The organism is Neolewinella antarctica (assembly GCF_011927835.1).
Lineage (GTDB): Bacteria > Bacteroidota > Bacteroidia > Chitinophagales > Saprospiraceae > Neolewinella > Neolewinella antarctica.
Genome location: NZ_JAATJH010000005.1, coordinates 221756 through 234443, shown reverse-complemented (window position 1 = coordinate 234443; position 12688 = coordinate 221756). Strand labels below are relative to the sequence as shown.

Below are 12688 nucleotides of genomic sequence, written 5' to 3'. Positions count from 1 at the left end.
TCGTCCTAAATCTCGTGGCCTCCCCGTCGGTCCGATCCGGTGCCGCCGGGCGGACCAACTAAACGCCACCAAGCGAATCAAATCGATTATCAACATGAAATTTAACTCTCAGGGAGCGGACCAGGTGACTTACGACGCCATCGTCGTCGGCACGGGCATTTCCGGCGGCTGGGCCGCTAAGGAACTGACCGAGAAGGGCCTCAAAACGCTCGTCCTCGAAAAAGGCCGGATGGTCAAGCACGGCGTCGATTACGAAACCGCTAACCTCGACGACTGGGACCTGCCCCACCACAATAAAGTACCCCAGGAAGAAATCGATAAGCACTACTTCAAGCAGAACCGGACGGGCTACACCGTGCGGCAGGCCCACAAAAAGTGGTTCGTCAAGGACGACGAGCACCCCTACGACGACGAGAAGGCCCGCTTTGACTGGATGCGCGGCTACCACGTCGGCGGCCGCTCCCTGATGTGGGGCCGTCACTCCTACCGCTGGAGCCAGATGGACTTCGAGGCCAACGCCCGCGACGGCCACGGCACGCCCTGGCCCGTCGGCTACGACGACATCGCGCCCTGGTACGACTACGTAGAAACCTTCGCCGGCATCTCCGGTGAGCTGCGCGGCCTTTCTCAGTTGCCCGACGGTAAGTTTTTGCCCGCCATGCCGCTGAATTGCGCCGAGGACCACTTCAAGAAAGGCGTCGAGAAGAACCTAGGTTGGAACGTCACGCCCGGCCGCGTCGCCCACCTGACGAGTTATAATCCAGACGTCCACAAAGGCACCCGTGGCGCTTGCCAGTACCGCAACCGCTGCATCCGGGGTTGTCCTTACGGTGGCTACTTCAGCTCCGTCAGTTCGACCATTCCCGTGGCGGAGGCGACGGGCAACCTGACCCTACGGCCCAATTCTTCCGTCTACAGCCTCATCATGGACAAGGACGCTGGGAAGGCCAAAGGCGTCCGCGCCCGGGATACGGAAACGGGGGAAGAACTAGAATTCTACGCCAAGGTGGTGTTCCTCTGTGCTTCCGCGATCCCTTCCGCCTACATCGTGATGAACACCGAGCACGAGGAAGAAATGACGATGGACGCCTCCGGCGAGTTGGGTGGTAACATTATGGACCACCACTTCCGCGTCGGTGCCAACGGCACGCTCGATGAGTACGGCGATAAGTACTATAAGGGCCGTAAGCCAAACGGCTTTTACATCCCCCGCTACCAGAACCTGGGCGACCGGAAGAGCCAGTCGAAAGACTTCGTCCGCGGCTGGGGTTACCAGGGCGGTGGCGACCGGAGCAACTGGATGCGCGCCGTCCGCGAGATGGACACCAAAATCGGCCCGGGCCTAAAACAAGCCCTCGTGCAGCCCGGCCCCTGGCACGTCGGCATGACGGCCTTCGCCGAAACCCTCCCCTACACCGACAACCGGATGACGATCAACCGCGACGCACTCGACAAGGATGGCCTGCCGACCCTGAGCTTCGACGCCAGCTGGAAGGAGAACGAATACGCGATGGTGGAACGGATGAAAAACGACGCGGCGGAAATGCTCGAAGCGGCCGGCTTTAAAAACGTCAGCACTTATGACGCCCACTCCTTCCCCGGCCTCGGCATCCACGAGATGGGCATGGCGCGGATGGGCTCCTCCAAGCGCAACTCCGTCGTCGACAAACACAACCGGCTCTGGACGGCTCCCAACGTCTACATGACGGACGGTGCCTTCATGACCTCGGCGGCGTGCGTTAACCCTTCCCTAACTTACATGGCCTTTACGGCGCGGGCGGCGGAGCACGCGGTGGGGGAGTTGAAGAAGATGAATATTTGAGTAGTAGAGTATAGAGGTGAGAATAAAGAGGAAGGACGGCTCCGGTAAGAACGTAATGGCTTTTCAAATCCGGTCACAATTACTTAAACCCCATCCGAGCGTAGCGAGCAACTACCAAATCAAGCCGAGGAAGCGAAGCGACCGAGTCCACGTCCTTACTCTTTCTTCCTTACTCGCTCCATCCCCTGCAAAATAAAATAAACATGAACAGAAGAGACATACTAAAGTATACTACCTACTTCGCCGGAGCCGCCATCAGCGCGCCTTTGGCCAGTGTATTACTAACTGGTTGTAAGCGCGACGACGCGATGCTGGAGGAAGGGTACCAACCCGGTTTCCTCAACGCGGCGCAGTACGCTTACGTCGTCAACGTGGCCGACGCAATGTTGCCGAAGGACGAATACCCCGGGGCCGTCGAGGTGGGCGTCCCGCAGATGATCGACAAGATGGTCGGAGAAGTCTACGGCAAAGAGGATCAGCAGAAGTTTACCGAGGGCTTGCGGGCGCTCATGGACGAAATGGACGCCGACAACCCCGGTGGCTTCGCTAAGCTGGAATCGGACAAAGCCTTGATCTACCTCCAGGATCAGGACCTCCACTACAAGCAGGAACCCGTGGAGACGACCATGTCGGGCGAAGACGTGCCGCGGGAAACGGTGGTGGATAGCGACGGGCCATCGGCGCGTAGTGCCTATTTCAACCTGAAGTCGATGATCATCGGTAGCTACTTCAACACCCCCGAGGTGGCGGTGGATTCCGGCTTGTTAGCGTACCTGCCCGTGCCGGGGGAGTATATTCCCTGTGGTGATTTGCAGGAGTTGACGGGGGGGAAGGTTTGGGCGATTAATTGAGGCGGTAGGCGGTATTACCAAACTGAATTAAACTGATGTTTAATTCTGTGTGGTCTTGAGCGTGAGGCCAATTTAGTAACGACTATAAAGTAGAGCAGAGTTCGGTACAGCAATAGTACATCTGCCATTAACTTAAGCGAGACTACTTTATGGCATCGATAATCTTTTCGATAATTTCTACCTCCGCTGCCGTAGGATTCGGTTTCAACTGATCTACCGCATAAGTAATGGACCGCGGATAACTACTGAACCGGTATATCTCATCAAACATGGTTTGAAGGTCGAGCACCAGGTCTCGATCCTCCGGTAGTAAGGGAACGCTGACGCGGGGGAGGCGTTCTTCCAGACCAACCGACCAAACACTTATTGTTCGCTCGATTGCGCGTACGGTATGAATACAATAAGGACGTTTAGGCCAGTCGCTTTTTCGGTACGGTGGCTCGCCTCCACGAAGAAGGTCCAACTCAACTAAATTGATCGTATTTCGGACGAACTCCGCTCGTTTGAACCGGTAGTCGTCCAGACCTCCTCCCTTTTTGTTTGAAGGAGAGAGTACTTCGATCGCCGTGACGAGTTCGCGAGAATAACTATCCCGTATTGTGAGTGTCCGCTGCTTTATGTCGTCCATTTCCACAAATATGGTGGGTGGCGTCACGGATTTTGCAGACGGGTAAATAGTGGTCGACGCTGAAAGGCGGTCCTGTTCGATGATCGAAGCATCCGGACGGTAGCGGTTGTGCGTACCGAGGATAATGTCGTTTGCGTTAACGCCCTCTTCTACTTCGATCAAATACCGCTCTGGAAGTTGCTCAATGAGCTGGCGCTGAATTTGCGTGATCGCATTCACGTGGAAAGTAGACCACTTGTAGCTTTCAATAAACGGGTCCATCCCGGGAAAGGGGCTTTTCATGATCGGTCGATTTGTCCCGTAAGATAATGCCAGGTAAACGCCGTGCCAAACCTTAATGGTTTGCTAACTCAACCCTAATGCCGGTCGTAAGTGTTAGCAAGCTTGCGAACCATGAAGGACAAAACTATCCTCATCACCGGAGCCAATGACGGCATTGGGCGCGCTACGGCAGAGCAACTGGCCGGGCGTGGGGCACACCTCGTTTTGGCCTGCCGCGACGACACCAAGGGCCAGCGCGTCGCCAAGGAAATTATGGAAACTACGGGCAATCACAACGTGGATACGCTTCCGCTCGACCTAGCTGATTTCGCCTCCGTAAAGGCCGCCAGCGAAGAATTCCTCGCCGAGCACCCCAAACTAGACGTGCTCATCAACAACGCCGGCGTTTATACGGACCGGCTGGAGCTGACCACGGATGGTTACGAACTCCAGTTCGGTGTCAACCACCTCGGCCATTTTCTGCTTACCCTCAACTTGCTGCCCGCCATCCAGTGCTGCCGCCACTGTACGCGGGTTATCAACGTGGCCAGCGCGATACACAAGAAGGGCGTCCTGGACTTTACGAACCTGCGGGGGGAGAAGAAAAGCTACAACGGCACGGAGGCCTACGCCCAGAGTAAACTCGCCAACGTGCTCTTCACGATGGAGCTCGACCGGCGCTACGGACAGGACATGACGACGAACTGCCTCCACCCCGGCCTTGTTGGTACGCGGCTGGCTAACAAGAAGGCCGGAGCCCTGACGAGCGCCGTCTGGTCGATGTACAAACCATTCGCTACCAGACCCGAGCAGGGGGCGGCAACCTCAGTCTACCTGGCTACGAACCCGGAGGTACGGGACGTTTCCGGGCGCTACTTCGACGAGCGTCAGTGCTTGCAGAAGCCTTCCGCGATCGCCCGCAACGAGCAACTCGCGCGGCGGCTGTGGGAATACAGCGAGCAGGCCGTGGCGGACTTTCGGCTGTAACAAACTTTCATTTTACGCTTTGCCGACATCCATCCCCGCCACCGGGTCGTTGTTTGATCGTATTTTTGCCCTCCCGTGAGGGGCCACGCTCGCTTTGCTCTTTGTGTACTTACCCTACACCCGCGACAGCGCCAACCCCCAAAAGGACTAAAGCAACAGCATGCCCCTGGACCAGATGAACGTTGATGATTGGGAGATGGACGAGCACGGCCGCCCCCTGCCGCCCGTGGAAAAAGAGATGTCCTTCATCGACCACCTGGAGGAGTTGCGTTGGCACGTCGTGCGGAGCCTGGTGGCGATTCTCATCGGTGGCATCGGCCTGTTTATTTTTCGGGACTGGTACTTCGAGCGGATCCTCTTCGGGCCGATGCAGGCGGATTTTATCAGTTACGAGTACATCTGTAAGTGGACGGGCGGCAGCCTCTGCCTGGCCCCGCCGGAGTCGATCACCGTGCAGGCGATCGGCATGGGGGAGCAGTTCATCACGTCGGTGAAAATGGCTTTCGTGGGCGGTTTCGTCATTGCTTTCCCCTACGTTTTTTACGAATTTTGGTCCTTCATCCGCCCGGGGCTCTACGCAAAAGAGCAGCAAGCGACGCGGTGGGTTATCCTCATTAGTTCGCTGTTGTTCTTCATCGGCATCAGCTTCGGCTTCCTGGTGGTGGCGCCCTTCGGTACTTATTTCCTGACCAACTTCACGGTGGGTGGCGCGGAAAACATCCCCACGATGGACTCCGTGATTGGCTACATGACCATGTTTACGCTACCCGCGGCACTTATTTTCGAGCTGCCGATCGTGGTTCACTTTCTGGCCAGTTTCGGGTTGGTGACGGCGGAAGCGATGCGAAAGTACCGCAAACACAGCCTCATAGGCATCCTCATCCTGGCGAGCGTCATGACACCGCCGGACGTGGTGACGCAAGTCCTGATTGCCGTGCCCCTTTATTCCCTGTACGAGATCTCGATTTTCGTCGCCAAGCGGGCGCAACGGAAGTACGAAGCAGACCTCGATGCCCCGCTTGATTCGACGGCGCGGTAGTCAGGCTTAGCCAAAAGTAGCCACCACGCGGCCTTAACACCGTCGGGTAGCCGCTCGCCCGTTCGAAACTCGCTACTCCACCCCTTACCTTTGCGTCCCCCAAATCAAGAATTATGTTTGTCATCCCCCCCTACGTCCGTTTCGCCATCATCGCCGTCTGCTTGATCGGCGGTATTGCGCTGTGGGTCAGCCTCGGCATTTGGTACGGTATCTTTTTCGTGCTGACCGGCCTGCTTTTGCTGGCGGGCTACATCTTCCTCGGTACTATCGCACCGGCGGCGGAGGCTTTTCAGGCGCAGGACATCGACGGGGCGGAGAAGCTCCTCAACCTGACCCTCAAGCCGGATTGGCTCTACGGACCTAACCGGGGCAATTACTACATCCTGCGGGGCAACATCGCCATGTCGCGCGAGGATTTACCGACCGCCGAGGCGTGGATCCGTAAGGCGGAGCAGATGGAGCTCGGTGCCACCGAGGGCGCGATGGTGAACCTGCAACTGTGTCAATTCGAGTACCGCCGCAAAAACTTCAATGTCGCTAAGAAGTACCTGAAAAAGGTCAAGGAGGCTAAGATCAACATTCCCCAGTTCAAAGAACAGATCGCGATGATGGACCAGGCGCTGAAGCAGTCCGGCCAGGTCAAAGCCGCGCAACGCCGGGGTGGCGGGGCGCAGAACTCCGGGGGGTACGGGGGAAAGCGGCGGCGGCCCCGGACGCGGTAGATTAGGCGGTAGGGTTTTAGGCGGTAGGCATTGTTTCTTTTAATTGCCTACCGCCTAATTCTGCGCGGTCGCGGGTGCAGAGGAATTTAGTAACGCCAACGGGTCCTTTACGGGGGTAAACAAACTAACGTTAAGGCCACCGCCCCGACCAGATTAACAGACTACGTACCCGCGCACCGTCGTTACCAAGGCGGTACCTTCGCGGGCCTTTGTGATCTAGCGGGTGCGAGCCCCGCCACGAGGCGAACTTTCCCGCGCGGAGGTTCGCCTTTAGTTTTCTCGCGGACGCCGAGCCCCCAACAACAACTGAATAACTTTCGTATGCTACCAGGTTTTACTTCCCGTCTGTGTCTACTATTCCTGTTTTTGTCGCTATCCACGGTCGCTCTTGCGCAGCGGGGGCAGACGGCTAAAATCAACAATAGAGGGCTAAAGAGTACCGTAGTTGAAAAGATGGAATGCAATGATGCCGGGGAGATACTCGGGTTTTCTGACTTGAACTTAGCGAGTAACAGTTTTACAGGCATCGCTCAATCCGGTGGATTGGTGGCCTTTGCCGACCGGCCGGACACCATCTTTCTTTGTCCAAATGATAGCTTCGTAGTGAATTTCGATTTGAGTGCCCCTTTTGACATCAGTGGAGACCCCGATAAGTCCACGCCCGGCGGAATTGGTTTTGCTTACTACCGGTGCATACCTACCGTTACCGGCCCCATTGCAGAGAATGTGTATGACGATTGCATCGTTAATGATGGCACCGACCCTTTTGACGATTTTACGATTGCTATTTCGCGCAACTACGCTGACGCTACGCCCAACTATGATATATTCATTGATAACTTCATAACTGGGGTAACCCCCATAAACGATTTTTTCCCGGGCGGCTCTCCACAAGTGTTCACTTACGCACCCATCACTTTTGATGCTGTTGATGAGAATTTTGCGGGCATTTATGAAGATGATCCTACACAGACGCCTCCCTACAAGTGTGTCGATGTCTCAGTCGATCAGAATTTTACCGTCGCCTTCATGAACCCAATCACGGTGACGACCTCGGTGATTAGCGGTTGCCAGGGCTCCTTCAGGATCCGTGGCGGCGCACCCGAGTTGCGGCAGGGCGAAGGGTACACGTTCGTCATCGAAAACACGGTAACGTCCGAGCGGGCACTCATCCTGGCGCCCCAGTCCAGTATCAGGCACAACTCCACCGTCAATTACCGGGTGCCCTCCCCGGGCGAATACCGGATTACGGGAACGGACGAGAAGTCGTGCCAACTCGTCTCCCGAATCGTTACGCACTCCGGCGTTTGTAATACGGATATCACGGCGACGGCCCAGGACGAAACTTGTGACGGGAATGATGACGGCAGCATTGTGGTTAGCGTTCCCGCCGGTCAGTCCTCGGCCACCGTACAGTTCCGTTTAGCCTCGGCAACCTCTTTTGGTGGTGACCGGGAGCTGACGTCTTTGCCCAACACGGCCGTGATCAGCCCACTGGCACCGGGTGATTATGCGGTGAGGGCCGTGTATCCAGACGGGTCATTTTCAAACGTAACTACGGTTACGGTTGATCCGGGCCTCAAATTTGCCGTAACGCTCGATGCCTTCGCACAACCCACCTGTAATGGTGACGCGGACGGTTCCGTCCGCGCGACGGTCTCCGTCAACGGCGTCAGACTGACGAACCCTGAATCCGCTGGCTACACGTTCTCCTGGGCGGGAACGACCAGCACGAATGACACCCTGTTCAATTTACCCGCGGGCTCTTACGCCGTGACCGTAACCGGCCCCCGTGGCGTCTGTACGGAACCTGCCAGCGGCGGCCTGGATCAATCCCCACCGGTCAATATCATCACTTCATCCATGGCTGGTGGCCCCGTTTCTTCAACGGATCCCGCCACCTGTAGCGGTTCTGGAGACGGTTCCATCACCGTCCTCGTCGAAGGTGGTAGCGGGCCCTATACTTTCGACTGGCCAGACCCCATTCCGGACAATAGTGATCCCTCCCAGTCGACGCGACCGAACCTCGATCCGGGAGACTATATCGTATCCGTGACCGACCTTAATGGTTGCTTCGCGGAAGAAGAATTTACCGTCACCGCCGCCAAACTGCTCGTAATAAACGCAACCGTCGTCCCCATCGCCTGCTTCGGTGATGCCAATGCGACCATCAGCATCACCGGCGAAGTAACGGGCCAGGCGGGGGCGGCAAGAGTCGGCAACTTTTTCGTAAGTATTGAAAACCTCACGACCGGAATCACGGTCCCCGAGATAGAAATAATCGATGACGCCATACCGACGCTGTTTTCCGGGCTGGACGTCGGCCGCTACGTCATCACGCTCCGCGACGAGGACCCCGCCATGTGCGCCACTACGGATACCTTCGACATCGGTCAGCCCGACTTGCTCGTGCTCGACGAGGACTTCATGACCGAGGACGAAACGTGTGAATTCGGCACGGACGGCTCCGCTACGGCGAGCGTTACCGGCGGCACCGCGCCCTACGAATACCGCTGGGTTAACGACAGTCTCGAAACTCCGCTCGATACCATTACTCCCGGCCCGCTACTTGGCGGACAGGTGGCCGACAGCAATTACGTCGTCACCGTTACTGACGCGCGGGGCTGTACGGTAATCGATACGTTTCGGATCAATTCTCTACCGAACGCGCAGATATTGGTCAATAATGGCTCCGTTGATTGCCCCGGTGACGAAAATGGCCAACTCTCCGCAACCATCACCCCTCCCCCGGGGGAGACGATTGTCTCCATCTTCTGGTTCCGACTCAATCCAGCGGATACGACCATAGTCGATACGGTTGCCATTACGGCGGCAACCGCGGCCAATTTAACTCCCGGCCCCTACGCCATTGAGGTCATCGTATCCAACCAGTGCCCCAGCACTCAGCTGGCCTTCATAACCAGCCCCGAGGAAGTATTTCTGCAAAACTTTACGGTAATCAACCCCGACTGTGCCAGTGGGCCGGGTAACGATAATGGCACCATTAGCGTCACGCCCGGCGGTGGCACGCCGAACGCGGATGGTAGCTATAACTACAGTTGGAGCAACGGCGTATCTTCCACCAACCCCATCTTAAGTAATCTGACGGAAGGAGATTACTCCGTCACCATCACGGACGCGAACAACTGTCAGCCAGCGTTCGACACGACCTTTACCATTGCCGCCCCGCCCGCCATCACGGGCGAGTTTACAATCACCCCCGTAAGTTGCCCCGATGATTCTACCGCGAACGGTACCGCGACCTTCGCCGCGATCTTTGGGGATGGCACGCCGGGCAACTTTGCTTTTACGTGGTCAGACGGCACCAGCGGCAGCGGCACCTCCAGCACCATTGCTAATTTGACCCGCGGACCCGTCTCCGTTACCGTCACCGACGGCCTGTGCGAACGCGTTTTCGAAGACAGCATTACCAGCCCGGAGAACTTTGTAGTTGAGCCCCTCGTCACCTCCGTCAGTTGCAACGGTGATGCAAACGGTTCGGTCACGCTGAACGCCACCGGCGGGACGGGCGCGTACGCCTACGAGTGGCTCGACTTCCCGACCGAAACGGATGAAACACTGACCGACCTTACCGCGGGCATCTATCGGGCCGTACTGACGGACGCTAACGGTTGTAGCCCCGACACCATTTCTTCTGGAATCACCGAGCCGGACGTGCTGGACTTGGCGATCGACAGTAGCCTCACCACGCCGAGCGTCGCGTGCATCGGCGACAGTAACGGCCTGATCTCCGTTTTCGTAAACAGCGCGAACAATAATGATTTTGGACCGATGCCCTACACCTGGTCCGCCGGGGTAGCGGATTCCGCCACCACCATTGCGACGGACCTTGCGCCGGGCACCTACGGCGTTACGCTTACGGACGTGAACGGTTGCCAGGATAGCATTAGTTACGCCATCAGCGAGCCAGACTCGATTACGTTTTCTTACCTACCCATCGAGGACATTGCCTGCTTCGGCGAGACGACCCAGATCATTATTGACACCGCTTTCGGCGGTACCGCCGCCAGTTTTAGCGACTACACTTTTACCATCAACAATGATGGCTTCCGCATCCGCGCGGATACACCCGGGGAAGCCTTTGCCGGCCCCATAACTATTGCCATTTTTGATGCCGTGGGTTGTTCTTCCGAGCAAACCGACAGCATCGGCCAACCGGAGCAGATCGTCATTGACCTGGAAGACGAGATTACCATCGAGTTGGGCGACACACTTACCCGCCTCAACCCCGTCGTGAGCCCCCCGGGTGGCCTCTATAATTATCGCTGGACGCCGGCGGATTCCTTGAGTAACGACAGCATCCGTGACCCCCGTATTTTCAGCTTTGTCGACGTCGCGTACACGCTCGAAGTGACCGACGGGAACAATTGTCAGGCATTCGCGGATATTTTCGTCAACGTCGACGCCAACCGTAACATTTATATTCCGACTGCCTTTAGCCCCAACCAGGACGGGCGAAATGATGATTTTCGCGTGTTTGCCTGCCAGGGTGTTCGCCGGGTATCCAGCGTGCAAATTTTTAATCGGTGGGGCGGGCTGGTGTTCGAAGGTGAGGACCTGCCGCCGGATTGCCTGTCCGGCATTCAGCTTTGGAACGGCGAAATGCCGAACGGCAAACTCGTTAATCCGGGCGTCTTCGTGTACGTAGTTGAAGTTGAGTTCTTGGACAATATAACGCTCCCTTACCGGGGTGAATTCACGCTGCTTCGCTAGTTCAATGGGGCGCGGACGCGGGATGAAAAGTTTGTAGGTTCAGGAGCAAGAGAAATTGGCTTGCTTCGATACCGGAAATCTCCGTTCCATGATGGAGCGGAGACTTCCTGTTTTTCAACGCACGGTTACCCGTCAAATTAGTACTGATGCGAGCAGGCGAGCCCCGTACGCAACATTTGCGTACACTTCTGCATACATAAGCGTGGGATGCAGAATAAATTCACTGGAACACTATGCACCGTCACTTTTCAAACATTTTCCGTAACCAAATAGCTTAAACTAGCGAAATAATCCACTAAAAAGGGAATTATTTTGTGAGAAAGGTCACTTTTGTGTTGCAGGTTGTTTGAATCGTGTTTATATTTGTAGCACAACAAAACAAGTTATTTTAACAGCAGTATTATGGCAGATAATAGTAAAGACACCGCCAACAAACTTAAGGCCCTTCAGATGACGATCGATCGTTTGGACAAAGCTTACGGCAAAGGCACCATTATGCGCCTTGGTGAGTCCGAGACCGCTAACGTGGAGGCCATCCCCACGGGTTCTCTCGGTCTCGACGTCGCCGTTGGCATCGGCGGTTTCCCCAAAGGCCGGATCATCGAGATTTACGGTCCGGAATCTTCCGGTAAGACGACCCTAGCAATTCACGCCATCGCTGAGTGTCAGAAGCGTGGTGGTATCGCCGCCATCATCGATGCGGAGCATGCCTTCGACCGTTTTTACGCGGAGGCCCTCGGCGTAGATACCGACAACCTCCTGATTTCTCAACCCGATAACGGTGAGCAGGCGCTCGAGATCGCAGAGAACCTCATTCGCTCCGGTGCCGTCGACATTCTCGTCGTCGACTCCGTAGCCGCCCTCGTGCCGCGCGCGGAGATCGAAGGCGAGATGGGTGACTCCAAGATGGGCCTTCAGGCACGTCTGATGAGCCAGGCCATGCGGAAACTGACCGGTACGATCGGTAAAACTGGATGTTGCTGTATTTTCATCAACCAGCTCCGTGAGAAAATCGGCGTCATGTTCGGTAACCCCGAAACGACTACCGGTGGTAACGCCCTCAAATTCTACGCTTCCATGCGGATCGACATCCGCCGCTCCGGCGCCGCGATCAAGGATAAGGAAGGTAACGTCGTTGGCAACCACGTGAAGGTGAAAGTGGCAAAGAACAAGCTTGCTCCCCCCTTCCGCATTGCCGAATTCGACATCATGTACGGCCACGGTATCTCCAAAGTCGGTGAGATCGTTGACCTCGGCGTGGATCAGGACATCATCAGCAAATCCGGTGCCTGGTACGGCTACGGAGATACCAAAATCGCTCAGGGTCGCGAAGCTGCGAAAATTTTCATGCTCGACAATCCGGAAGTCGCCGATGAGATCGAAGCTAAGATCATGGCGCGCCTGATGGGAACCGAAGAAGAAGAGGTCGCCCCGGCCGAGAAGAACGGTAAGGGCAAAAAGGCTGATGCGGAGGCGTAAGACCTCCCGTTTGGTCAACAGACTTTTCAGAAGCAATTCGAGAAGGCACATACGCCTTCGACCTTAACTGGTCGGGGGCGTTTTGCTTCGTGGTCGTATGGATACTGATCCCACTACACTCGCTTGCCGACACGAGTGATCTGACGGTACTTATAGGTGAGCGTG

8 protein-coding genes are annotated in these 12688 nt (G+C 56.4%); 7 read left to right on the top strand and 1 reads right to left on the bottom strand.

Features of this window, described 5'->3' with window-relative positions:
- The first annotated feature begins 94 nt into the window (after positions 1 to 94).
- Both GGR27_RS15060 and GGR27_RS15055 read left to right on the top strand, forming a co-directional pair.
- Positions 95 to 1822: a GMC oxidoreductase gene (locus tag GGR27_RS15060; RefSeq protein WP_168038772.1), complete on the top strand. Its 1728-nt coding sequence runs from the start codon at positions 95 to 97 to the stop codon at positions 1820 to 1822.
- Between the two features lie 203 nt (positions 1823 to 2025).
- Positions 2026 to 2673, top strand: a complete 648-nt coding sequence (locus tag GGR27_RS15055; protein ID WP_168038770.1) for a gluconate 2-dehydrogenase subunit 3 family protein — start codon at positions 2026 to 2028, stop codon at positions 2671 to 2673.
- A 142-nt stretch (positions 2674 to 2815) separates the two neighbouring features.
- Here the strand turns inward: GGR27_RS15055 and GGR27_RS15050 are convergent, their stop codons facing one another.
- Positions 2816 to 3583 carry a DUF4058 family protein gene (locus GGR27_RS15050; RefSeq protein WP_168038768.1) on the bottom strand — a complete coding sequence of 256 codons (768 nt, stop codon included), beginning with the start codon at positions 3581 to 3583 and terminating at the stop codon, positions 2816 to 2818.
- Between the two features lie 111 nt (positions 3584 to 3694).
- On the opposite strand from GGR27_RS15050, the gene GGR27_RS15045 reads away from it, so the two are divergent.
- The 5 genes from GGR27_RS15045 (at position 3695) to recA (ending at position 12523) form a co-directional block, all read left to right on the top strand.
- Positions 3695 to 4549 (top strand): SDR family oxidoreductase, encoded by an 855-nt coding sequence (locus GGR27_RS15045; protein WP_168038766.1) that lies wholly within the window; start codon positions 3695 to 3697, stop codon positions 4547 to 4549.
- 160 nt (positions 4550 to 4709) lie between these two features.
- Positions 4710 to 5588 (top strand): twin-arginine translocase subunit TatC, encoded by an 879-nt coding sequence (tatC, locus tag GGR27_RS15040; protein WP_168038764.1) that lies wholly within the window; start codon positions 4710 to 4712, stop codon positions 5586 to 5588.
- A 113-nt stretch (positions 5589 to 5701) separates the two neighbouring features.
- Complete coding sequence (locus GGR27_RS15035; RefSeq protein WP_168038762.1) at positions 5702 to 6310, top strand: tetratricopeptide repeat protein; 609 nt, start codon at positions 5702 to 5704, stop codon at positions 6308 to 6310.
- Between the two features lie 321 nt (positions 6311 to 6631).
- Positions 6632 to 11044 (top strand): T9SS type B sorting domain-containing protein, encoded by a 4413-nt coding sequence (locus tag GGR27_RS15030; protein WP_168038760.1) that lies wholly within the window; start codon positions 6632 to 6634, stop codon positions 11042 to 11044.
- A gap of 402 nt (positions 11045 to 11446) precedes the next feature.
- The gene (recA, locus tag GGR27_RS15025) at positions 11447 to 12523 is read left to right on the top strand and encodes a recombinase RecA (protein ID WP_168038758.1); all 1077 of its coding nucleotides are present in this window, start codon (positions 11447 to 11449) and stop codon (positions 12521 to 12523) included.
- The last annotated feature ends 165 nt before the right edge of the window (positions 12524 to 12688 follow it).